The sequence below is a fragment of the Massilia sp. CFBP 13721 genome (genome assembly GCF_014842025.1).
Lineage (GTDB): Bacteria > Pseudomonadota > Gammaproteobacteria > Burkholderiales > Burkholderiaceae_D > Telluria.
In genome coordinates this window covers 16449-40819 of record NZ_JACYUY010000022.1, presented here as the reverse complement: position 1 = coordinate 40819, position 24371 = coordinate 16449, and the positions used below count along the sequence as shown (strand labels likewise).

Annotated in this window: 16 protein-coding genes and 2 tRNA genes; 8 read left to right on the top strand and 10 right to left on the bottom strand. The window is 63.5% G+C overall.

Going from position 1 to position 24371, the window contains the following annotated elements:
• Nucleotides 1-124: 124 nt before the first annotated feature.
• Both IFT60_RS19235 and IFT60_RS19230 read right to left on the bottom strand, forming a co-directional pair.
• Nucleotides 125-1936, bottom strand: coding sequence for a S8 family serine peptidase (locus tag IFT60_RS19235; RefSeq protein WP_192054561.1), 1812 nt, complete (start codon nt 1934-1936; stop codon nt 125-127).
• 383 nt (nt 1937-2319) lie between these two features.
• The gene (locus IFT60_RS19230) at nt 2320-4548 is read right to left on the bottom strand and encodes a TonB-dependent receptor (RefSeq protein ID WP_192054559.1); all 2229 of its coding nucleotides are present in this window, start codon (nt 4546-4548) and stop codon (nt 2320-2322) included.
• A 331-nt stretch (nt 4549-4879) separates the two neighbouring features.
• On the opposite strand from IFT60_RS19230, the gene IFT60_RS19225 reads away from it, so the two are divergent.
• From IFT60_RS19225 to IFT60_RS19215, 3 genes are all read left to right on the top strand, one after another.
• Nucleotides 4880-4955: transfer RNA gene (locus tag IFT60_RS19225), tRNA-Val, on the top strand.
• 37 nt (nt 4956-4992) lie between these two features.
• A tRNA-Asp gene (locus IFT60_RS19220) sits at nt 4993-5069 on the top strand.
• A 173-nt stretch (nt 5070-5242) separates the two neighbouring features.
• Nucleotides 5243-7978: a PAS domain-containing hybrid sensor histidine kinase/response regulator gene (locus tag IFT60_RS19215; RefSeq protein WP_192054557.1), complete on the top strand. Its 2736-nt coding sequence runs from the start codon at nt 5243-5245 to the stop codon at nt 7976-7978.
• A gap of 126 nt (nt 7979-8104) precedes the next feature.
• On the opposite strand, the gene IFT60_RS19210 is transcribed toward IFT60_RS19215, so the two are convergent.
• The 6 genes from IFT60_RS19210 to IFT60_RS19185 form a co-directional block, all read right to left on the bottom strand.
• Nucleotides 8105-9256, bottom strand: coding sequence for a GGDEF domain-containing protein (locus IFT60_RS19210; protein WP_192054555.1), 1152 nt, complete (start codon nt 9254-9256; stop codon nt 8105-8107).
• Nucleotides 9257-9582: 326 nt separating this feature from the next.
• Nucleotides 9583-11847 (bottom strand): YgiQ family radical SAM protein, encoded by a 2265-nt coding sequence (locus IFT60_RS19205; RefSeq protein WP_192054553.1) that lies wholly within the window; start codon nt 11845-11847, stop codon nt 9583-9585.
• Between the two features lie 202 nt (nt 11848-12049).
• Complete coding sequence (locus IFT60_RS19200) at nt 12050-12334, bottom strand: DUF4404 family protein (RefSeq protein ID WP_192054551.1); 285 nt, start codon at nt 12332-12334, stop codon at nt 12050-12052.
• Nucleotides 12335-12350: 16 nt separating this feature from the next.
• Nucleotides 12351-12569: a VF530 family protein gene (locus tag IFT60_RS19195; protein ID WP_192054549.1), complete on the bottom strand. Its 219-nt coding sequence runs from the start codon at nt 12567-12569 to the stop codon at nt 12351-12353.
• A 239-nt stretch (nt 12570-12808) separates the two neighbouring features.
• Nucleotides 12809-14965, bottom strand: a complete 2157-nt coding sequence (locus IFT60_RS19190) for a M3 family metallopeptidase (protein ID WP_192054547.1) — start codon at nt 14963-14965, stop codon at nt 12809-12811.
• A 191-nt stretch (nt 14966-15156) separates the two neighbouring features.
• Entirely contained in the window at nt 15157-17295 is a 2139-nt protein-coding gene (locus IFT60_RS19185; protein ID WP_229510993.1) for a M3 family metallopeptidase, read from the bottom strand.
• Between the two features lie 233 nt (nt 17296-17528).
• Here IFT60_RS19185 and IFT60_RS19180 point away from each other — a divergent pair, with 233 nt between their 5' ends.
• The 3 genes from IFT60_RS19180 (at nt 17529) to IFT60_RS19170 (ending at nt 20326) form a co-directional block, all read left to right on the top strand.
• Complete coding sequence (locus tag IFT60_RS19180) at nt 17529-18416, top strand: alpha/beta hydrolase (RefSeq protein ID WP_229510991.1); 888 nt, start codon at nt 17529-17531, stop codon at nt 18414-18416.
• Between the two features lie 90 nt (nt 18417-18506).
• Nucleotides 18507-19013 (top strand): peptide-methionine (S)-S-oxide reductase MsrA, encoded by a 507-nt coding sequence (gene msrA / locus IFT60_RS19175; protein WP_192054545.1) that lies wholly within the window; start codon nt 18507-18509, stop codon nt 19011-19013.
• Nucleotides 19014-19033: 20 nt separating this feature from the next.
• Entirely contained in the window at nt 19034-20326 is a 1293-nt protein-coding gene (locus IFT60_RS19170; protein WP_192054543.1) for an FAD-dependent oxidoreductase, read from the top strand.
• Nucleotides 20327-20466: 140 nt separating this feature from the next.
• On the opposite strand, the gene IFT60_RS19165 is transcribed toward IFT60_RS19170, so the two are convergent.
• The gene (locus IFT60_RS19165; RefSeq protein ID WP_192054541.1) at nt 20467-20673 is read right to left on the bottom strand and encodes a SlyX family protein; all 207 of its coding nucleotides are present in this window, start codon (nt 20671-20673) and stop codon (nt 20467-20469) included.
• 26 nt (nt 20674-20699) lie between these two features.
• Nucleotides 20700-22781, bottom strand: coding sequence for a UvrD-helicase domain-containing protein (locus IFT60_RS19160; protein ID WP_192054539.1), 2082 nt, complete (start codon nt 22779-22781; stop codon nt 20700-20702).
• A gap of 69 nt (nt 22782-22850) precedes the next feature.
• On the opposite strand from IFT60_RS19160, the gene modA reads away from it, so the two are divergent.
• The gene (gene modA / locus IFT60_RS19155; protein ID WP_192054537.1) at nt 22851-23633 is read left to right on the top strand and encodes a molybdate ABC transporter substrate-binding protein; all 783 of its coding nucleotides are present in this window, start codon (nt 22851-22853) and stop codon (nt 23631-23633) included.
• On the top strand, nt 23630-24328 hold the full coding sequence (gene modB / locus IFT60_RS19150) for a molybdate ABC transporter permease subunit (RefSeq protein ID WP_192054535.1): 699 nt from the start codon (nt 23630-23632) through the stop codon (nt 24326-24328). Before modA ends, modB begins: the two co-directional genes overlap by 4 nt.
• Nucleotides 24329-24371: the final 43 nt, after the last annotated feature.

Genomic DNA, 24371 nt, shown 5'->3' with positions numbered 1-24371 from the left:
TCCACCCTACGGTCCAGGTAGCGATTCCACAATACATGCGTAGCGGCTTCGAGAAAGCATTAGGCAATAAAAAACGCGCGGCAAGCCGCGCGTCTTCGACCTTGTTACTCAACCAGTAAAAGCATTACCAGTTCAGTTTCAGCGTGTACTTGCCATTGGTCGAACCGGTGCCGCCGCTGTAGTACTTGACGCGCACATAGCGTGCGGCCGTGGCGGTGGTCGTGTTCGAGACCGAGGCGGTGTCGACCGCGCCGGCGCCGTTCTCGCTCAGGGCCAGCTGGGTACCTGCGCTGTTGTAGATGTACACGTCATAGTCGGCAGTCGACAGGCCTGGCGTCATCGATGCCTGCAGCGTCTTGCCGGCCGGCAGCTGAACCACGAAGTAGTCGCTGTCGGTCGAGGCGCTCATGGTGCCGTTGACGGTGGTGCCGGTGGTGCTGATGGCGTTGGCCGTGGCGATCGTGTTGTTCGACTCGGTTTCAGCGATCGTCGGGCCGACCGGCGTCGAGGTCGTGGCCGAAGCGACTGCCGCGGCCGCGTCGACGATGCCGGTGCCGCACTGCGAGCAGGTGCCGGGGAAGGCGCGCGCGGTGCTTTTCAGCTTCGACTCGATCTGGTCCGGGGTCAGCGCGCTGTTACGGGCGAGCATCAGTGCGGCCACGCCGGCAACGTGCGGGGTCGCCATCGAAGTGCCCTGGTAGCCGGCGTAGTTGTCGGCGCCAGGCGCGCTGGTGCCGGCGTTCAGCGTCGAGATGATGTAGCCGTTGGCATCGCCGCCAGGCGCTGCGACGTCGACCACGGTGCCGTAGTTCGAGTACGGTGCGCGGGCACCGTTGCGGTTGGTGGCGGCAACGGTGACGACGCCGGAACAGTTGGCCGGGTTCGAATTACTCGCGTTCATGTTCTCGTTACCGGCCGCGACGATGACGACGGTGCCGCGCGAACGGGCGCTGTTGATCGCATTCTGCGTGGTGGTGCCGCAGGCGCCGCCGCCGCCGAGCGACATGTTGATGACTTTCGCCGCGTTGGCATTCGCCGGCACGCCGGAGACGGTGCCGCCCGAGGCCCAGATGATGGCGTCGGCGATGTCGGAGGTATAGCCGCCGCACTTGCCGAGCACGCGCACCGGCACGACCTTGGCGTTGTACGCCACGCCGGCCACGCCCAGGCTGTTGTTGGTCTTGGCGGCGATGGTGCCGGCCACGTGGGTGCCGTGCCAGCTCGAGCCCGATGCCGGTTCGCCGGCGGCGCACTCGTTGGCGGCGGTCCAGTCGCCCGGGTCGGACGGGTCGGCGTCGCGCGCATTGCCGTCGTTGCCGATGGTGGCGTCGGAAATGAAGTCATAGCCACCGACGTACTGGCCGGACAGGTCGGCGTGCGGACGGATGCCGGTATCGATCACGGCGACTTTCACACCGGTACCGGTCGACAGGTCCCAGGCCGCCGGCAGGCGCAGGCCGCCGGTGGTTTCCGTGTAGTGCCACTGCTGGGCATACATCGGATCGTTGGCCGTGGCCATTTTCCTCATGATGCGGTCGGGCTCGGCGTATTCGATCGAAGGGTCGCGCGCCATCAGTTCCTGCGCCAGCGCCTCGGCATCCTTCAGCGACACCTTGCGGTCGATCTTGAAGACGTGGGCGCCGGTGGCGGTCGAGCGCAACGCCTGCATGCGCAGGCCCAGCTGCTGGCCGGCGCGGTCGGCGATGGCCTGGCGCGCCGACGTCATCGCGGTCGCGACGCGGGCCTGGGCACTGCCGACGTTGGCGTCCTTGTACTTCACGATCAGGCGATCGGTATTCAGGATGGTTTGCGGGGTACTGGCGCCCTGGAATTCAGGAATCGCACCGGCGGCGGCTGCACCGAACGAACCGGTGGCGATGGAGACTGCTACAGCGACTTTCAACAAACATGGGTACATCGAATGCGTCGACTTCATGTTGAGCCCTTAGTGTGTAGTTTTCCGTCAAGGCAATATGCCTCGGTTTATGATCTTCGGAAATCCGAAGTGCCCTCGACAGGCGGCTGAGAAAATGTACGCTTGAGTAAAAATGCATGCAGGGAATTTCCAATCGAGTGAGGCTATTTTGCAACGTTTTAGGAGGCTGATTTAACAAAAACAGCGTTTATTTGCACAGATCGTATGTACGCCAAATTAGATATGGCTTGATTCGATATCAACGTTACAACAATCGTTACTTTACTTATAATGCAAGACTTTTGATGCTGCAGTGCACACAAAAAAAAGGCCGCGCGGGGCGCGGCCTATCACATTACAAAAACACGGTTGACAATCGACTGTGTTTTCTCAACTGGGTGTAATTAAAAGTTACCCTTGAATTGCACGCCCCAGGTGCGTGGTTCGTTGGTAAAGCCGGTCAGGTTATTGAAATCAATGGCGCCCGTGATGCGGCGTTCATCGAGGATGTTGCGGCCGAAAATGGCCGCTTCATACTTGCCGCCCGCCCAGTTGTAGCCCAGGCGCAGGCCGCCTTCGGTCAAGGGCTTGCCGGTGAACTCGGCCGCTTCGTACAGGAAGAAATTGACCTTGCTACGGTACGACCAGTCGGTGAACACGAACACCTCGCCGTCGGCCACCGGCATGCTCCAGCGCGCGGTGGCGTTCGCGATCCAGCGCGGCGCCTGCGGCAGCATGTTGCCGTCGATGAGGACGCGGTTCGCGGCGTTGACCGGGTCGGTGATGGTGCAGGAACCGCAGCGGTTCACCGACAGGCTGGCGTCGCGGATTTCGGTGAAGTTGTAGCTGGTCCCGGCTGTCACGCGCAGCGCCGGGCTGATCGCCGCCTCGACGTCGAGCTCGACCCCGCGGCCCTTGGTTTTATCGGCATTGATCAGGCGGTTGACGTTCGAATTGCCGCCCACCACCGTCAGTTGCTGGTCCTTGACCGTGTAGTCGTAGACCGAAAAGGCGACGCGGCCGCGGCGCTCGAACAGGTCGGCTTTTACGCCGGCCTCGACCGAAGTGATCGTTTCGGCGTCGGCCACCGTGATCGGCACCGCGGCCGAGGCGGCGGCAATGCTCGGCGCCCGGAAGCCGGTGGCGACGCGGCCATACACGTTCACCGTCGGGCTCAGTTTATAAGTACCGGACAGGTCCCAGCTGACCTTGGACTTGCTGGTGCCGACGGCGGTGGCGCCGGTCTGCGCGACGTTTTCGTTGACGACGGTGCGGAAATCCTTTTTGTCTTTCGTGTAGCGCAAGCCGCCGCGCAGGTCGAACACTTCCGAGACCTTGTAGGTGGCCGAACCGAACAGCGCCCAGGCGGTATTGTCCTGGCGGCTGAACAGGCGCGAGGTGCGCGCGCCGGTGGTGCTATTGAAATTGTCGCTGCCACCGGTGCCCGATTCGTCGAACCAGTACACGCCGGCCTGCCAGTTCAGCGGCGTGGCGTATTCGGATTCGATGCGCACTTCCTGGCTGTACTGTTTGAGGTCGACGATGTGACTGCCGGTCTCGACCTGGAACGGGATGAAGCCGGGGCCGGCCGGCGTGCCGCCGTCGATATCGCCGCGGCTGTTGTAATTCGAAATGTTCTCGTAGCCGGTGACCGAATACAGCTTGTGCTCGCCCAGGTCCCAGGAGAGGCGCACGCTGCCGCCGCGGGTCGTCAGGTCCTGGTAGTTCTGGGCATTCGTGACGATACGGTCGAGATCGAGGCCGGGGGCGATGTCGTTCGTGCCGGGGCGGATCAGGTTGGCGCGGAACAGGCGCGCGCTGCCGCTGGTGCTGCGCTGGTGCAGGTTGAACAGCGCACTGAAGGGGCCGCTCGGCTTGTACAGGAACTGGATGCGCTCGGCGTGCTCGTTGTAGCCGTCGAGGTCGCCACGGCGCTGGGTCTGCGCCAGGTCGGCGTAATTCTCGACATAGTCGTCGCGGTGCTGGCGCAGGGTCGAGAAGCGCATTGCCCATTCGTTCGACAGCGGCACGTTGACGGCGCCGTCGACATTGATCGTGTTGTGGGTCGCGACCGAGGCATTGTAGTAACCCTCCACGCGCTTCAGGTTCGGCTTTTCGGATTCGAATTTCACGACACCAGCCGGGGTATTGCGGCCGAACAGGGTGCCCTGCGGCCCGCGCAGCACTTCGACGTTCTGCAGGTCGAAGATCGGGAAACCCTTCAGGATCGGGTTTTCCTGCACCACGTCGTCGTAGATCAGCGACACCGGCTGCGAGGCAAACGTGTTGAAGTCGGTATTGCCGTAGCCGCGGATATAAAAGCGCGGGAAGGTGCGGCCGTTCGACGATTCCACGTTCAGGCTCGGCAGTTTGCCGGCAAGCACGCGGATGTCCTCGCCGCCCGACACCAGCACGTCGAGCTTTTCGCCGCGCAGGGCCGTCACCGATACCGGCACGTCGCGGATGTTTTCGCTGCGGCGCTGGGCGGTGACGGTCACCGTCTGGAGTTCGCCGGCAGCCGGGGTTTGCTGCTGGGCCTGGGCGTGGACCAGGCCCGCCGGCAGGATGGCGCCGAGCGCCAGCATGGCGTGCGCCTGCACGACGCGTTTGTGCATCTTGGACATCTTCATCATGTTATTTTTCCTTGAAGTTGAAAAACCGTGACGTCCGCTAGTTCCTCCATCGCCGGCGTGGTCCCGCCGCGGCACCCGCATCTTGTCGATGTCTAAAGGTTGCCGTCGCTACAAGACGCTATTGTTGGTGATGGCCGCCCTGCAAGGCAAGCGGCGGAAAGTGGGTGGGACCGAATAACAACAGAAGCGTGATGGCGGGATGCACAGCGGCTTGAAAAGAGCGTTTTGCATATTTTCATAAAAACTCTTGCACATTCGGGAACCCATACGCTATGATTCGGGCCTCTTCAGACGCAGTGACAAGCGTCAGACAGACAGAACACGGTGAGCCGGGCGCTTAGCTCAGTTGGTAGAGCGGATCCCTTACAAGGATTAGGTCGGGAGTTCGAGCCTCTCAGCGCCCACCAGACTTCTGTTTGAAACGAGGAACCGATCAGTAAAAACGGAGCGGTAGTTCAGTTGGTTAGAATACCGGCCTGTCACGCCGGGGGTCGCGGGTTCGAGCCCCGTCCGCTCCGCCAGCATCAAAGAAAAAAGGTCCGACTTGTCGGGCCTTTTTTCTTTTCCTCTTTCTGTTTTACTTATCCCCATCGGCGTTACCGAACGAACAGTCAGCGGTTCGCACGCGTGGTATTGGTTATCTTTCACAGCACGATCGATGCCCTTGCCGGCATATGCAACCTGGACGCCTCCGATGCAGCACAACCAAGATACCGCTCACCCCATCGACACCAACGCCCTCGGCCTGCAACTGTTCGAAAGCAGCCCCGACTGCGTGAAATTGCTGAGCAATGAAGGCAAGGTGCTGGCGATGAACAGGAACGGCATGTGCGCCATGGAGATCGACGACTTCAGCCCCTTTTCCGGCGCCGCCTGGCGCGCGTTCTGGCCGCAGGAAAGCCAGGACGCGATCGACGCCGCGCTCGCGCTGGCGCGTACCGGCGGCACCGGGCAAATAACAGCGTTCTGCCCGACCGTCAAGGGAGCGCCGCGCTGGTGGCAAGTGGCCGTCACCGCCGTACGCGCGGAAAACGGGCAGATCCAGAACCTGCTGGCGGTCTCGCGCGACGTCACCGCGGCGCACGAGGCCGAGATCGAACGCGAACGCCTGCTCAAGGAACTGCAGGCGGCGAATGCGCGCATGGCCGACATCTTCCACCAGGCGCCCGCCTTCATGTGCGTGCTGGCCGGTCCCGAACACCGCTTCGAGCTGGTCAACGAGCGCTACCGGCAACTGGTCGGCAACCGCGACCTGATCGGCCAGCCGATACGCCAGGCGTTGCCGGACGTGGCCGGCCAGGGCTTCTTCGAACTGCTGGACACGGTCTACCGCACGGGCGAGCCATATTTCGGCACCGACATGCCGGTCATGCTGCAGCGCCACCCGGGCGCGGCGCCGGAACAGCGCTTCGTCGACCTGGTCTACATGGCCCTGCGCGATGCCGACGGCAACATCAGCGGCCTACTGGCCCACGGCATCGACCAGACCGAGCGCAAGCGTGCCGAGTTCAAACTGTTCGAAAGCCGCGAACGTTTCGCCCAACTGGTCGGCCAGGCCGCTACCGGCGTGGTCGAAACGGACCCGCAAGGCCGCATTACCTTCGTCAACCAGAAGTATTGCGACATGCTGGGACGCAGCGAGGCCGAGCTGATCGGCATGGGCGTGGCCGAAGTCACGGCCCCGGAGTCGCTGGCGGCGACCCTGGCCGGTGTGGCCGGCGTGATGGCCGGCGGGCCCGGCTTCGTCATCGACAAGCATTACCTGCACAAGGATGGCACGCTGGTGCCGGCCACCAGCAGCGTCAACGCGCTGCGCGGCCCGGCCGGCGAATTCCAGGGCCTGGTGGCCATCGTGCTCGACACCAGCGCCACGCACCAGGCCGCGGAACAGCTGCGCGCCAGCGAAGAACGCTACCGCACCCTGTTCGAATCGATGGACCAGGGTTTCTCGGTCATCGAAATGCTGTTCGACGCCGACGATGTCCCCGTTGACTACCGCTTCGAGGAAATGAACGCCATGTTCGAGCGCCAGACCGGCCTCGTCGATGCCACCGGCAAGACCGCGCGCGAACTGGTGCCGAATCTGGACCGCTTCTGGTTCGATACCTATGGCCGCGTCGCGCTCAGCGGCGAGGCGGTGCGCTTCGAGAACGAAGCGGCGGCGATGGGACGCTGGTTCGACGTCTACGCGACCCGCATCGGCGGCGCCGACAGCCGCAAGGTGGCGCTGCTGTTTACCGACATCTCGGCGCGCAAGCGCAACGAAGAGCAATTGCGCCGCCTGGCCGCCGACCTGTCCGATGCCGACCGCCGCAAGACCGAATTCCTGGCCACGCTCGCGCACGAACTGCGCAACCCGCTGGCGCCGATCCGCAGCGGCCTCGGCGTCATGCGCCTGTCGGGCGACAACCCCGCCGCCGTGCGCAAGGTGCGCGACATGATGGAGCGGCAGGTCGGCCACATGGTGCACCTGATCGACGACCTGCTCGACGTCGCCCGCATCAGCGGCGGTAAGCTCGAACTGAAACGCGAACGGGCCGACCTGCGGCGCGTGCTGGGCAGCGCCGTGGAAACCAGCGCGCCCCTGATCGACGCCGCGCGCCACCAGCTGCATGTGTCCCTGCCCGAGACGGCGCTGATCGTCGACGCCGACGTGACCCGCATCGCGCAGGTGGTGGCGAACCTGCTCAACAACGCCGCCAAATACACCCCGGCCGGCGGGCGCATCGACCTGTCGCTGCGCGCCGAGGATGGCATGGCGTTGATCGTCGTGAGCGACACCGGCGTCGGCATTCCCGCCGATTCGCTGGAAAGCGTGTTCGACATGTTCAAGCAGGTCGACCGCCACATGGAACGCGCCCAGGGGGGGCTGGGCATCGGGCTGTCGCTGGTGCGGCGCCTGGTCGAGATGCACGGCGGCGCCGTCAGCGCGGCCAGCGCCGGCGCGGGCCGCGGCAGCACCTTCGAGGTGCGCCTGCCGCTGGCCGGCGCCGAGGTGCTGGAAGCACCCCTGCTCCAGGAAGGGCGCAGCGCGGCGGCGGCGCAGGGCCAGGCGATCCGCATCCTGGTGGTCGACGACAACGTCGACGCGGCGCTGACGCTGGCGATGATCCTCGAAGCGAGCGGCCACCTGACCCGCGTCGCCCACGACGGCATCGCCGCCCTCGCCCTGGCGCGCGAATTCCTGCCGCAGGTCGCCTTCCTCGATATCGGCATGCCCGGCCTGAACGGCTACGAAACCGCCAGCGCCATGCGCCGCACACCCGGGCTGGAAGACGTCACGCTGGTGGCCCTGACCGGTTGGGGAACCGAAAGCGACCGCCTGCGCTCGAGCGATGCGGGATTCGACCACCACCTCACCAAGCCGGCCCAGTTGAGCGCGGTGCAGGATTTATTAAACAGCCTCGCGCACGCGGGAAGCGGGACATAAGTGCTTTTGTAGGGTGGGCTCCGCCCACGCGGTCGTACCTTTGCATGCCGCAACGCTTATAAGTACGTTTTGATATGCATGCGTGCTACCGCGTGGGCAGAGCCCACCCTACGATAAACCTGTTTCTTACGCCCGGCGCCAGCCGGCGCTGCTCACTTCGACCCGGTTGCGCCCATTTCGCTTGGCGTCATACAGCGCGTGGTCGGCGCGCGCGAGCGCAGTCGGCAAGTCTTCGCCTGGATCGACCACGACCAAGCCGATACTGACCGTCATCGTATAGTCGTTGCCGCAGGTGAGCAGGCGCGTTGCGGCTACACCCTGGCGCAGGCGCTCGGCGGCGTGCAGCGCGCCGTCCTGGTCGGTGCCCGGCAGCGCCAGCGCGAACTCTTCTCCGCCCAGGCGGCCCAGGATATCGTGCTCACGCAGGGCCGCATTGCAGGTCGCGGCAAATTTGACGAGCGCCTCGTCGCCGGTGGCATGGCCGAAGCGGTCGTTGAGCTGTTTGAAATGGTCGATGTCGAGCATCAGCAGCGCGATCGGCTGTTGCTGGCGCAGGGCCAGCAGGCGCGCCGCTTCGGCGCGGGCAAAAAAGGCGCGCCGGTTCAGCAGGCCGGTCAGGTCGTCGGTGGTGGCCAGGCGCTCCATGCGCGCGTCGTCGCGCTGCTTGCTCATCAAAATAAAACCGAAACCGTTGACGATCAGGAGCAGGTAACCCGCGACATATCCTGTCAGCATATTCCCATCCGAAACGGGCAAGCCGGTGATGCCCAGCGAGGCAAAATGGATCAGCGTCGCACCACAGGTGATGTCGGTGACGCCGATCAGGCGCTGCAAAGCGGTTGCATCGGGAAGGCGCGAACGCACCAGCAGGAAGCCGGTCGTGAACGCACCTCCCCCTAGCAGCAGCGACACGTAGGCAACCAGGTCTTCGTAGGCCATGCCGGTCAGCGGCGAAGCCCAGGCCAGCAACAGACCGAGGCCGGCCGCCGGAACCAGGCGGTGCTGCAAACGGGAATAGCCGAAAAAGCGCATGTAGGCTGCCGCCTCAAGCGTAAGGCCGATGACCCAGCCCGCCGATTCGACAGCGACCAGCAGTGGCAGGCCGGCCTGCGGCCGCGCCCATGCCAGTAACTGCGTCAGGCCGAAAACCGTGCGCGCCAGCATCCACGTCCGCAGTCCGGCACTGGCAGTGCTGCTGCGCATGTACACCAGGATCAGCACGGCGAACGCAATGTTGCCAATGCCGACTGCCAGCATGTAATTATGAAGATCAATCACCAAGAATTCCTTGTGGGCAGACTGCCGCCAGGCATAGGGCTGGCTTGTTATTCAATCGAACTAGGCGATCAATTATTATTCAGCAGCTAACTTCTATTTCCCAAAGGAATTATCTTACCGCGTTTCGTCAAATAGCTTTGCATACCTGAGGTATTTAGTGGGTGTCCTCAGGGTAGAAACAACACTAGCGTATAAGGCCGACAATGTTACGTCGCCAATGTGCAACAACCCGACGCCATGTAACAAAAAGCCGGCCCCTGCATTACCGCAGGAACCGGCTTTTTTGCCGAACTTGACGATGGGCCGCGTACCTGCCGCGTACCTATTTACTTGCGCGCACCCTTCGGCTTGGCCTTGATGGTCGACAGGATCGATGGCCGCGAACGCTCGGGTGCCGCCGCCGGTGCGCGTCCAGTGCTTGCCGCCGCCCGCTGTTCCGGCTTGCGTTTCGCGGCCGCGATCTGGTGCGGCGCCGGTGCCGGCATGCCGCCCTGGCGCTTGCGGTCGCCGACCTGCGGCGCGCCGCCCTCTTCCGACGGATGCCAGGCCGGCACCAGGTGGCGCTCGCCATTGCCGATCAGGTCGCCCCGGCCCATTTTAACGAGCGTCTCGCGCAGGATCGGCCAGTTTTCCGGATGGTGGTAGCGCAGGAAGGCTTTATGGGCCTTGCGCATCTTGCCGCTGCGCGCCGTTTCCACGACTTCCGAATCTTCCGTCACCTTTTTCAGCGGATTCTTGCGGGTGTGGTACATGGTCGTCGCCATCGCCATCGGCGTCGGGGTAAAAGTCTGGACTTGGTCGAGTTTAAAATTGTTCTTCTTCAGCCACAGGGCCAGGTTCAGCATGTCCTCGTCGGTCGAGCCCGGGTGGGCGGCGATGAAGTAGGGAATCAGGTACTGCTTCTTGCCGGCCTCGAGCGAATATTTTTCAAATAAACGCTTGAACTCGTCGTAGGCGCCGATGCCCGGCTTCATCATTTTCGAGAGCGTGCCCTGCTCCGTGTGTTCCGGGGCGATTTTCAACAAACCGCCGACGTGGTGCGTCACCAGTTCTTTGACGTATTCGGGCGAGCGCACGGCGAGGTCGTAGCGCAGTCCGGAACCGATCAGGATTTTTTTCACACCCGGAATCGCGCGCGCCTTGCGGTACAGCTGGATCAGCTTGCTGTGGTCGGTGCCGAGGTTGCTGCAGATGGTCGGGTACACGCACGACAGGCGGCGGCACGATTCCTCGATGCTCTTCTCTTTGCAGGCGAGGCGGTACATGTTCGCCGTCGGGCCGCCGAGGTCGGTGATGGTGCCGGCAAAATTCTTGGTTGTGTCGCGGATCAGTTCGATCTCGCGCAGGATCGATGGTTCCGAGCGGCTCTGGATGATGCGCCCTTCGTGCTCGGTGATCGAGCAGAAGGTACAGCCGCCGAAGCAGCCGCGCATGATGTTCACCGAATAACGGATCATTTCCCAGGCCGGGATGTGGGCCTTGCCGTAGCTCGGGTGCGGATTGCGCGCGTACGGCAAGTCATACACGTTGTCCATCTCGTCCATGGCGAGCGGCAGCGGCGGCGCGTTCAGCCAGACGTCGCGGTCGCCGTGCGATTGCACCAGCGCGCGCGCATTGCCCGGGTTCGATTCGAGGTGGAACACGCGCGAGGCGTGCGCGTACATCACCGGGTCTTCGCTGACGGTCTCGAAACTCGGCAAACGCACCACCGTCTTCATCGCTTTTTCGCGGGCGGCAGCCTGGCGCTGTTCGCGCGTCATGATGATCACCGGCTTCACCTCCGGTTCCGGCGCGGCATTGTCCAGTGCGCAAGCCTTGGGATCTTCCAGCGCCATCGCGTACGGGTTCGGCTGCCTGTCGATGCGGCCCGGCACGTCCACGCGGGTGGAATTGTGCACCGACCACTCGTCGTCCGGCAGCCAGCCCGGCTGCACCAGGAAGGCGGTGCCGCGGATATCGCGGATTTCCTTGATTGATTCGCCAGCCGCGATGCGGCGCGTCACCTCGACCAGTGCCCGTTCGGCGTTACCGAAGATCAGCAAGTCCGCCTTCGATTCGAACAGCACCGAGCGGCGCACTTTATCCGACCAGTAATCGTAGTGGGCGATGCGGCGCAGCGAGGCTTCGATCGAACCGATGACGACCGGCACGCCCGGATAGGCTTCGCGCACGCGCTGGGCGTAGACGGTCACCGCGCGGTCCGGACGTTTATTTGGCTCGGCATTCGGGGTATAGGCGTCGTCGGAACGGATTTTACGATCCGCCGTATACCGGTTGACCATCGAGTCCATGTTGCCGGCGGTAATGCCCCAATACAGATTCGGCTTGCCCAGCGCGCGGAACGGTTCCGCCGAGTGCCAGTCGGGCTGGCTGATGATGCCGACCCGGTAGCCCTGCGCTTCCAGCAGGCGCCCGACCAGCGCCATGCCGAAGCTCGGGTGGTCGATGTAGGCGTCGCCGGTGACGAGGATCACGTCGCACGAATCCCAGCCCAGCGCATCCATTTCGGCGCGGGTCATCGGGAGGAAAGGCGCGGCAGGTGCGCGGCTGGAGCGCTTGGGAACGCTCGCGAAAAGATTGGTTGGGGTCATTGGCCGACATTTTACCGGAAAACGGTTTTAGCGGCTGCTGCCCCTTCAAGAAATTGCTTATATTTCAATGACTTGTGGATGAGTAGCCACTTCAGGTGACCTTCTAGCGCCTCATAAAGTTTCCAGGGCAAGGCGCAGCGTCGAAGACAGTACGCTAGTACGGCGAGACGATGCAACGCCGCCATGGGGACTTTAGGAGGTGCTAGATGCCCATGCTCGACAAGATATTGCCAAGCTCACGCAGCGCCGACGACACGTTCGGGTGGCGCGAATCGAAGCGCGCGCTCAGCTCCTGGGTGCGCGAGCCAAGGCCATAGGTGTTGGCGTCGAGGTCGGCATCGGCGCGGCGCTCGAGCACCTGCTTGATGTCGCCGTCGAGCTGGCGCAGCAGCATTTGCAGTTCTTCGTCGACCGCGTCGGTTTCGGCGAGGCTGCGGTGCAGCGTTTTCAGGTGTGCCTTCAGGTTCGAATCGTTCTCGTTCAGCATGTCGGGTCTCCTCTCTCTATTGCGGGTTCGTGAAGCGGGTCTCGAGGTACAAGGCCTCGACCTGCTCGCGCGCCCACGGGGTGCGGCGCAAAAACTTCAGGCTCGACTTGATGCTCGGGTCTTTTTGAAAACAATTGATGTCGATCCGGCGGCCAAGGCCCTCCCAGCCGTAGTGCTCGACGAGGCGGGTTAACAGGGATTCTAAAGTAATACCGTTCAGGGATTGAACACTCATCGCTTGGTTTGAAAATTTGAGAAGGAATGCGGTGATTTTATACACCGTTCCGATGGAAATGGTGGGGTGTGCACGGACACGAAAAACGCGTGGGCTCGAGAGCCCACCCTACGATGCACCACCGTCCGTAGCAAGTTCACGGGAACGTGGCGTAACGTAGGGTGGGCTTTCAAGCCCACGCGGTACAACATCAGATCATTCGCAACGACGCCGCAAGACCGGCACCGTCACGTATCACATCACTGTCCCGTCAAGCCGCGACGCTCCAGCAACGGCTGCACCTGCGCATCGCGCCCGCTGAAATTGCGGTACATCTGCATCGCGTCGAGCGTGCCGCCGCGCGACAGCAGGGTCTTGCGGAAGTGGTCGCCGTTCTTGCGCGTCAAGCCGCCATGCTCCTTGAACCAGTTGACCGTATCGGCGTCCAGCTTCTCGGCCCACAGGTAGCCGTAGTAGCCGGCCGAATAACCGCCCGAGAACGTGTGCGAGAAGTAGGTGGTGCGGTAGCGCGGCGGCACCAGTGCGAAGTCCACGCCGGCCTTTTTCAGCGCGTCAGCCTCGAAGGCGAGTACGTCGGTCGGGATCTGTTCCGGGGATAGCTGGTGCCAGGCCTGGTCGAGCAGCGAGGCGGCCAGGTACTCGGTGGTGCGGAAGCCTTCGTTGAACTGCTGCGACGCCTGCACTTTATCCAGCAGTTCCTTCGGCATCGGCGCGCCGGTCTGGTAGTGCTTCGCATAGTTGGCCAGCACTTCCGGCCACGCCATCCACATCTCGTTCACTTGCGACGGGAACTCGACGTAGTCGCGCGGCACGCGTGACAGGCGCGGGTATTTGACCTCCGAGAACATGCTGTGCAGCGCATGGCCGAATTCGTGGAAGGTGGTGCGCACCTCGTCGTAGGTCAGCAGGGTCGGCTCGCCGGCGGCCGGCTTGGCGATGTTCAGGTTGTTGGCGATCACCGGGCGGGTGCCCAGCAGCTTGCTCTGCCCCACCCAGGCATTGGCCCAGGCGCCGCCGCGCTTGTTCGAACGCGCATACGGATCGAAGGTGAAGATCGCCAGCTGCGAACCGTCGGCGTCGAACACGTCGAAGGTACGTACGTCTTCGTTATAGGTCGGCAGGTCCTTGCGTTCCTTGAAGGTGATGCCGAATTCCTTGGTGGCGGCAAAGAAGACGCCATCCTGCAGCACGCGGTTCAGCTCGAAATATGGGCGCAGCTGGCTGGCGTCGAAGGCATAGCGCTGGGCGCGCACCTTGTCGCTGTAGAAGGCCCAGTCGTGGGCGGCGGCCTGGAAGCCACCCTTCTCGGCGTCGATCGCCTTCTGGATCTCGGCCGCTTCCTTCTTCGCGTTGTTCACGGCCGGCTTGGCGAATTCGGCCAGCAGGCTGTTGACCGCTTTCGTATCCTTCGCGGTCTGTTCTTCCAGGTTGTAGGCGGCGTAGTTCGGGTAGCCCAGCAGCACGGCGCGTTCGGCACGCAGTTTCGCGAGCTGCAGCACGATGCCCTTGTTGTCGAACTCGCCGCCGCGCGAACCGCGCGCCAGCGAAGCGGCCAGCAGCTTTTCGCGGGTGGCGCGGTTGGTCAGCACCGACAGGCCGGCTTGCTGGGTCGTGTTCACGACGGGAATCGCGAATTTGCCGTCCAGGCCACGCTTCTTGGCTTCCGCCGCGGCGGCGTCGATCTGTTTATCGGACATGCCGGCCAGTTCCGCGCGCGTATCGACGACCAGCGCCGAGGCGTTCGCTTCTTTCAGGACGTTCTGGGCGAACTGGGTCGACAGCGCAGCGAGCTGGCCGTTCATCGCCTTCAGCTTCTGCTTGTCGGCATCGGACAGCTTGGCGCCGGCGCGCACGAAGTCGGTGTGGTAGCGCTCGATCAGGTACTGCGATTCCGCATCCAGCTTCAGCTTGCTGCGCTTGTCGTACAGCGCCTTGATGCGCGCGTACAGTTTCGGGTTCAGGCGGATCGCGTCATTGTGCGCGGCCAGTTGCGGCGACAGTTCCTTTTGCAGCGCCTGCAGGGTGTCATTGGTGTAAGAACCGGCCAGGGTGCCGAACGCGGCCTGTACGCGGTCGAGCAGCCTGCCCGAACGCTCCATGGCGACAATGGTGTTCTCGAAGGTCGGCGCCGCCTTGTTATTGGCGATCGCTCCCATCTCGGCCGCTTCCTGGCGCATGCCTTCCGCGAACGCCGGCGCGAAATGCTCGTTGCTGATCTTGTCCCAGGCCGGGTAGTTGAAAGGCAGCGTGCTCGGCTTGGCGAACGGGTTCGAGGCGTCGAACGGGGCGGCCGCTGGGGCGCTCTGGACGGTCGGGACCGGCGCGGTGGTCTGGGCATGCGCCATGCTGGCGACGGCGAGGCTGACGGCGGCCAGCAGGATGTGGGAGCGGTTCATGAAGTCTCGTTTTAATGTTGTTACGGGAGTTGCGGGGAAAGGTGGAAGCTGGCGCTGTGCTGTTTTCCGCGTGGGCATGCCCACCCTACGCTTTGCGTCTGCCAACAATATATGTGTATGCCGTTGACGGATGTGCACCGTAGGGCGGGCATGCCCGCCAGAACGGTGATGATCGTTGGCTCAAATGCCAATCAATTCCCCGTCAACCCACGACGCTCCAGCAGCGGCTCGATCACCGGATCGCGGCCGCGGAAATCGCGGAACAGGTTCATCGCCTCGGTGGTGCCGCCACGCGAGAGCAGGGTCTTGCGGAAGTGGTCGCCGTTCTTGCGCGACAGGCCGCCATTCTCCGTGAACCACTGCACCGTATCGGCGTCGAGCTTTTCGCTCCACAGGTAGGCGTAGTAGCCGGCCGAGTAGCCGCCGTTCATCGAGTGCGAAAAATAAGTCGTGCGGTAGCGCGGCGGCACCGGGGCGAAGTCGACGCCGGCTTCCTTCAATGCCTGCGCCTCGAAGGCGAGGACGTCGCTCGGGATCTGGTTTGGCGTCAGCTGGTGCCAGCGCTGGTCGATCAGGGACGCGGCCAGGTATTCGCTGGTCATGAAGCCCTGATTAAACTTTTTCGAGGCGACCACCTTGTCCAGCAATTCCTTCGGCATCGGCGCGCCGGTCTTGTGGTGTTTGGCATAGTTCGCCAGCACTTCGGGCCAGATCGCCCACATCTCGTTGACCTGGGACGGATACTCGACGAAATCGCGCGGCACGCTGGTGCCCGAGAAATGCGGGTATTTCACGTTCGAGAACATGCCGTGCAGCGCGTGGCCGAACTCGTGGAAGGCGGTGCGCACTTCGTCGTAGGTCAGCAGGGTCGGCTCGCCGGCGGGCGGCTTGGGCACGTTCAGGTGGTTGCCGACCACCGGATGGCGGCCCAGCAGGTGCGACTGCGACACATACTCGTTCATCCAGGCGCCGCCCTGCTTGTTCGAGCGCGCATACGGATCGAAGATGAAGATCGCCAGCTGCTTGCCGTCGGCGTCGATCACGTCGAAGGTGCGCACGTCCGGATCGTAGACCGGCAAATCCTTGCGTTCCTTGAAGGTGATGCCGTATTCCTTGGTGGCGGCGAAGAACACGCCGTTCACCAGCACGTTGTTCAGCTCGAAATACGGGCGCAGCTGGTTTTCGTCGAAGTTGTACTGAGCGGCGCGCACCTTGTCGGTGTAATAGGCCCAGTCGTGGGCGGCGATTTTAAAGCCACCCTTCTCGGCGTCGACGATCTTCTGCATCTCGGCCGCTTCCTTCTTCGCGTTGCCGATTGCCGGCTTCGCCAGTTCGGCCAGCAGTTTATTCACGGTAGCCGGATTCTGCGCCGTTTCCAGTTCCTGCGAATAGGCGGCGTAGTTCGGGTAACCGAGCAGGGTCGCGCGTTCGGCGCGCAGTTTCACGAGCTCGAGGACCAACTTGCGCGTGTCGAATTCGCCGCCGCGCGCACCGCGGTTCATCGACGCCGCCTGCAGGCGCTCGCGTACCGCGCGATTCGTCAGGCTCGCCAGCGGCGCCTGGATGGTCGTGTTGGCGATGCCGATCACGTACTTGCCGTCCAGGCCGCGCTTTTTCGCCTCGGCGGCGGCGGCGGTGATTTCGGCGTCCGACATGCCGGCCAGTTCGGCGCGGGTATTCACCACCAGCGCCGACGCATTCGCTTCCTTCAGCACGCGCTGCGAGAAGTCCGATTGCAGCGAAGCGATCTGGCCGTTGTAGCGCTTCAGCTTTTCCTTGTCGGCGCTTGATAACTTGGCGCCGGCGCGCACGAATTCCTTGTAGTAGCGCTCGAGCAGGAAGGTCGATTCCGCATCCAGTCCCAGCTGGTCGCGCTTGCCGTGCAGGGTCTCGATTCGCTTGAACAGCTTCGGGTTCAGGTAGACGGCGTCGTTGTGCGCGGCCAGCTTGGGCGACATCTCGCGGTCGACGGCGTCCAGGCGGTCATTCGTGTTGGCGGTCTGCAGGTTCGAGAACACGGCGGACACGCGAGATAACATTTGGCCCGAGCGTTCCATCGCGACGATCGTGTTCTCGAAGGTCGGCGCCTTCGGGTTGTTGGCGATTGCGGCCACTTCGCGCAGCTGCTCGCGCATGCCGGCGGCGTAGGCCGGCAAGAAGTGCTCGTCCTTGATCTTGTCGAAGGCCGGGTAATTGAACGGCAGCGCGCTCGGCTTGGCGAAGGGGTTGGAGGCATCGAGCACCGCGCCGGATGCGGCGGGTGCGGCGGCAAAGGCGGTTCCGGCGAAGGCCAGGCTGGCTGCGATGATGAGCATTTGTGGACGGTTCATGGTCTCTCTCACGGACACGAATAAGGCTGCCCGCGGGATCGCCGCCGACAGGTGCGCGCCAGATCATAGCAGGCTTACAGTCGTGTCGGTACGGTGAAACAATGGCATACAAACCTGTATAGACAATACGCCATGGATTCATACCGTAGCCGGTGCTGCGCGGCAGCCAGTGGGGCGAGTTATCGTAGAATCAAGCACAGCAATCTCATGCGCCACCATCCCGGAGCGACCAGTTGAAAACCACAGTCCTTGGATTTGCCCTGTTTATATCGGCAATGGGCGCGCACGCGCAGGCGCCCTACACGCTCGACAACACCGAAGTCCGCGACCTGCGCGCCGCTAGCCTGAAGCGCGACTACCAGCTGTTCGTCGCCCTGCCGGACTCCTACCGCGACAGCACCCGGACCTACCCGGTCGTATTCGTCACCGATGCCAACTATGCCTTTCCGCTGGTGCGCAGCATTGCGCAGCGGCTGAGCAGGCATGCCGGCATGGAAGAGACGATCGTGGTCGGCCTGTCCTACGCCAGGGGCGATACCGGCGTCTACAGCCGCCGGCGCGACTACACGCCCACCGTGCCGCGCAAGCACGATTACCGCTCCGACATGGCGGGACGTCCGCTCGCATTGGGCGAAGCACCGGCATACGCGCGCTTCATCGCCCGCGACGTGTTCCCGCTGGTCGCCAAACACTACCGCGCCGACATGCGGCGCAAAGTCTTTGTCGGCCATTCCTACGGCAGTCTGCTCGGCCTGCAGATCCTGCTTACCGAACCGCGCATGTTCGAGCACTACATCCTCGGCAGCCCGTCGCTCTGGTACGACGCCGGCGTGATGTTCGACCGGCTGGAAGCGTACGGCGAGCGCCACCGCGACCTGCCGGCCAGCGTCTTCTTTGGCATTGGCAGCCGCGAGACGCTGGCGCCCGGCAAGAAGCGCTCTCGTGCCGAAGAAGACGCCGACATGGTGGCCGACCTGCGCGAGTTCGACGCGGCCCTCAAGGCGCACCGCTATCCCGGCCTGCGCACGCAAACCAAAGTGTTTGCGGACGAAGACCATGCGAGCGTGTTCCCGCTGGTGGTCACGCATGGTTTGCGGGCGGCACTGGCGGCGAAAAAATAGGGGCGTGCGCATTGAATATGCAGGAGCCGCTACCATGTGCTACTCGCGCCGCGCCTGCCGCGGCCTTCCACCCTACTGAAAGAATCCACAATGACCATGCAAACCGAAACCGCCATCCTGGCCGGCGGCTGCTTCTGGGGCATGCAGGCGCTACTGCGCCGCCAGAACGGCGTACTGTCCACCCGCGTCGGCTATAGCGGCGGCGACGTCCCCAACGCGACCTACCGCAACCACGGCACGCACGCCGAAGCCCTCGAAGTCGTGTTCGACCCTGCCCGCATCAGCTACCGCCAGATCCTGGAATTCTTCTTCCAGATTCACGACCCGAGCACACCGAACCGCCAGGGCAACGACCGCGGCATGAGCTACCGCTCCGCCATTTTCTACCTCGATGACGAGCAAAAGCGCGTGGCCGAGGACACCGTGGCCGACGTCGACGCGTCCGGCCTGTGGCCCGGCAAGGTCGTAACCGAGCTCGCGCCCGCGGGCCCGTTCTGGGAAGCCGAGCCGGAGCACCAGGATTACCTGGAACGGATCCCGAACGGCTACACCTGCCACTTCGTGCGGCCGGACTGGAAGCTGCCGCAGCGGGGCTGATCCGTTTGCATTGCATGCCGATGCTGCCGATTTTCCGTTCCTCGTATGATGCGATCGTCGTCGGCAGCGGTCCGGGCGGCGCCAGTACGGCGCGCGAACTGGCCCGCTCCGGCATGCGCGTGCTGGTGCTGGAACAGGGCGGCGCCGACCCGCTGAAGGGCACCGTCACCCAGATGGCGGCGATGGCGGCGGTGCCCGGCAAGGGCGCCTACCTGCACCGCGACGCTTCGTTGCTGGTGGCCGGCATCACCGCCGGCGGCAGCTCGGCCATCAATTTCGCCACCGCGGCGCCACCGCCTGCGGCGCTGTTTGCGCGCTACGGCATCGATCTCGAACCGGCGCTGGCACAACTGCGCGCGGAACTGCCGCTGGCGCCCCTACCCGACGACCTGGTCGGCCCGATGGCGGCGCGCATGATGGTGGCGGCGCAGTCTCTTTCTCTCGACTGGCGCAAGCTCGACAAGATGATCCGGCCGCAGAGCTGCCGCGCGGGCTGCTGGCGCTGCGTGTATGGCTGCCCGTTCGGCGCCAAGTGGACGGCGCGCGATTTTCTCAACGAGGCGTGCCGCCACGGCGCGCAACTGGTCGAGCGCGCGCGCGTGCTGCGCGTGCTGGTACAGGAGGGCCGCGCCGCCGGTGTGGAAGTCGAGGTGGGCGGCACCCTGCGCAGCATCGCCGCACCGATCGTCGTGCTCGCCGGCGGCGGCCTTGGCAGCCCGCGCCTGCTGCACCGCTCCGGCCTGGGGCCGCGCGAATCGCCCTTCTTCAGCGATCCGGTGGTGGCGGTGATGGGCAGTGTCGACGATATCGACGGCGGCGCCGAGGTGCCGATGGCGGCCGGGCTGCACCTGCACGACGAGGGCGTGGCGCTGGCCGATCTGACGCTGCCAAGACCGATGTACCAGGCCTTTGCGCTGCAGGTCGGCCGCGTCGACCGCCTGTTTGCGCACGGCCGCACCCTGTCGATGATGGTCAAGATCCGCGACGCCATCGGCGGGCGCATCGGCCCGCGCTGGGCCGACAAGACGCTGCAGGACAGCGACCGGCGCAAACTGCAGCACGGGGTCGGGATGGCGACGTCGATCCTGCGCGCGGCGGGGGCGCATCACATTTTTCAGTCGTGGCATTTCGCCGCGCATCCGGGCGGCAGCGTGCGCATCGGCGCAGGGGTGGATGCGGATTTGCAGATGCCGACGCAGGGGTTGTTCGTGTGCGACGCGTCGGTGATTCCCGAGCCGTGGGGGCTGCCGCCGACGTTGACGTTACTGTGCCTGGGCAAACGGCTGGGTGCGTGGTTGGGTAATGCGCGCTAACGGATCATCGCGGTACGAACGCGTGGGCACAAGTGCCCACCCTACGTTACGCAACCGCCTGTGGTGGAATACGCATCGGGGTTTTCGTAGGGTGGAGTCCCGACTCCACGCGGTACGGCGTGCGCGTGTCGAAAACAACATCAATAATGCGGCGGCCTTTCGTTCAGCGGATTCTGCCGCCCCACCTCGCGCATCGTCCGTAAATGTTCGCCCAGCTGCTGCACCATCGCTTCCAGCTGGTCGATGCGGCGTGCCTGTTGGTAGACGGTCTGGTTCAACGAATCGACCAGGTCTTCCATGTGCGCCAGCTTGATTTCGATATCGACAAAACGGTCTTCGTGTTCCACGGCAGTTCCCAGCTTTAAACCAGACATTATGACAGCAGCTTGCCGGCATCCGGCTTCGGCGTATTCAGCAGCGCCTTCAAACTCGCCAGCCGGTCCTTCGGGCTGATCACCTCGGCTTCCGTCGGCACCGCGATGCCTTCGTCGAGCGCCATCTCCTTGATAAAGCGCGACGGGTCGCAGTGCACCAGTTCGCCGGCGCGCTTTCTCTTCTTGCACCAGCTGACGTGCAACGTGCGCTGGGCGCGCGTAATCCCCACGTACATCAGTCTGCGCTCTTCCTGGATGCGCGCGGCGATCTTTTCGATCGGGTCGTCCGGGTCGCCCTTGTGCGGCAGGATGCCCTCTTCCACGCCAACCAGGAACACGTGCGGATACTCGAGTCCCTTCGAGGCGTGCAGGGTCGACATGCGCACCGCGTCCTGCTCTTCGTCCTGCCCTTCCAGCATCGACATCAGCGCCACCATCTGCGTCAGCTCCAGCAAATTCTTTTCTTCGCCGGTGCCGTCGCGCCCGCCGTTGCCGCGTTCCTTCAGCCAGTTCGTAAATTCCATCACGTTCTGCCATTTGGCTTGCGCCGCGCGGTCGTCGAAGTTTTCGTACAGGTAGTGCTCGTAATTCATCTCTTTCATCATGTCGTCCAGCACCTCGGCGGCGTTTTCTCCGCTGCCCGACGGGCCCGGGCGGCTGGCGCGCGATTCGAGGTCATTGATGAAATGGCAGAAATCGCGCAGCGGGTGTAATTGGCGGTCGGCCAGCTTGCCCTCGATGCCGCCCTTTAAAGCCGCTTCGAACAGCGAGCAATTCCACTGCTTCGAGAATTCGCCCAGCACCTCCAAGGTCGCCATGCCGACCCCGCGTTTCGGCGTGGTGACGGCGCGGATGAAGGCCGGGTCGTCGCCCTCGTTGGCGATCAGGCGCAGGTAGGCGATGATGTCCTTGATTTCGGCCTTGTCGAAAAAGCTCTGGCCGCCGGAAATCGTGTATGGAATGCGCTCCTTGCGCAGCGCCTGTTCGATGATGCGCGCCTGGTGGTTGCCGCGGTACAGGATCGCGTAATCGGTCCATTTGTTCTTGCGCTGGAAATGGTCGGACGAGATCATGATCGCGACCTGGTCCGCTTCCTGCTCGTCGCTCTGCATCCCCAGCACTTTGATGGGTTCGCCCAGGCCGTGTTCCGACCACAGCGACTTTTCGAACAGTTTCGGGTTGTTGCCGATGACGGCATTCGCCGCCTGCAGGATGCGCGTGGTCGAGCGGTAGTTCTGCTCGAGTTTAATCACGCGCAGGTCGGGGAAATCGGTCTGCAGCGTTTTGATGTTTTCGACCGAGGCGCCGCGCCAGGCATAGATCGCCTGGTCGTCGTCGCCTACCGCGGTGAACATCGGCTTTTTACCCAGCCCCGTCACCAGCAGTTTCACCAACTCGTACTGGCAGGTATTCGTATCCTGGTATTCGTCCATCAGCAGGTAACGCAGTTTGCGTTGCCAGCGGTCGCGGATCGGCTCGTTATTTCGGAACAGTTCCACCGGCAGGCGAATCAGATCGTCGAAATCGACCGCCTGGTAGGCGGCCAGCGTCGCCACATAGCTGCGGTAGATGCGTCCGGCCTGGGCTTCGTCTTCGTCCTTGGCTTCGCGGATCGCGTCTTCCGGATCGACCAGGCCATTTTTCCATAGCGAGATCGCATTCTGGATGCGGCGGATTTCCTGTTTATCGGTGGTCAGCCCGAGGTCGGACACGATCGTGTAGCAATCGTCGCTGTCCATGATCGAAAAGCGGTCTTTCAAACCAACGCCGGCCGCTTCCTGGCGCAGGATTTTCACGCCCAGCGAGTGAAAGGTCGACACGGTCAATTGCTTGGCCTGCTTCGGCTGTTTCAACAGCTTGGCGATGCGCTCCTGCATTTCGAGCGCGGCTTTATTGGTAAACGTCAGCGCGGCGATCGTGCGCGGATCGTAGCCGCGGTCTTCGATCATGTAGGCGATCTTTTGCGTGATCACGCGCGTCTTGCCCGAGCCGGCGCCGGCCAGCACCAGGCAGGGGCCGTCCAGGTAAAGCGCGGCTTCGCTTTGCGGCCCGTTCAGGCCGAACTTTGGTGCATTGGACATGGGAAATATTCTTGAAGGCAGCCGAGCATTGTAACGAAGCGCGCAGCACCGCGCGCTACAATGATCAGCATGAAAAAATTGCTATTACTTGCTGTGGGAACCGTGCTGGCGGGGATGTTTAGCATGCCGGCGCAGGCGCGCCCGCTGCTGGTCGCTGCCGCCAGCGATCTCGGCTATTGTATCGACGAACTCGTCGGCGCGTACCGGAAAACCGCGCCCGACGTCGAGCCGAAGGTGTCGCTTGGCGCATCCGGCAACTTTTTTGCACAAATTCGCAACGGCGCTCCCTTCGAGGTGTTCTTGTCGGCCGACATGGACTATCCGCGCGAACTCGGCAAGCTCGGCGCTGCCGACGGCAAGACGCTGGCGCCCTACGCCATCGGCCGCATCGCCGTCTGGTCGCTCGATCCGCGCATCGACCCGGCACGCGGCCTGGCCGCGCTGGTGAGCGACGCCCGTGTCACGCGCGTGGCGATCGCTAATCCGGTCACGGCACCGTATGGCCGCGCAGCGAAAGCGGCGCTCGAACGCGACGGACTGTGGCAAGCGCTGCAGCCAAAACTCGTGATCGGCGAAAACATCGCCCAGACCGCCCAGTTCGTCCAGACCGGCAATGCGCAAGTCGGCATCATCTCGTTCGCCACCCTGCACGCACCGAAACTGCAAGGCGTCGGCCGCTACGCGCTGGTACCGGCAAACGGGCTGGCGCCGATCGAACAAGGGGCCATCGTCACCAAAGCCGGCGCCGCCAACCCGCACGCGGCCGGCTTCGTGCGCTTCCTGGCCTCGAAAGAAGCACGCGCCATCCTCGCACGCAACGGCTTCAGCCTGCCCGCAGGCGCGGCCGAATGACCGACTGGCAGTTTCCGCCCGAACTGTGGGATGCCATCGGCCTGACGCTGCGCCTGGCCGCCGTCACCTCGGTCGTGCTGCTGGTCGTTGGCATTCCACTGGCCAATTGGCTCAACAACAGCAAGATGCGCGGCATCATTTTTATCGAGACCCTGGTCAGCCTGCCGATCGTGCTGCCGCCAACCGTCATCGGCTTTTATTTGCTGATGCTGATGGCGCCGCAGCAGCCGGTGGGCGCGGCCTGGATGTCGCTGTTCGGCCATCCATTACCCTTCTCTTTTGCCGGGCTGGTGGCAGGCTCCGTGCTGTACAGCCTGCCGTTCGCGGTGCAGCCCTTCCAGGCCGCGTTTCGCGGGGTCGGCAGAGATCTGGTGCAGTCGGCACTGGCGCTCGGTTTAACGAAACGGCAAACTTTCTGGGCGATCGTGCTGCCGCTGTCGAAACACGGCATTTTGACCGGCGTCTCGCTCAGCTTTGCGCATACGATGGGTGAATTCGGCGTGGTGCTGATGTTGGGCGGGAATATCCCGGGGCAGACCCGGGTGGCCTCGATCGCGCTCTACGATGAAGCGCAGAAGTTGAATTATGCGACGGCGCACGCATATGCCCTGGTATTGCTGGCGATTTCGTTCGCCATCCTGATCGGCATCGCCTTCCTGCAGCGTCGCCAGAACGCGATCCTGCTATCGAATTAGCCACTATTTCGGCTACCATCGCCCCTTTGGCGTTATCCGCCAC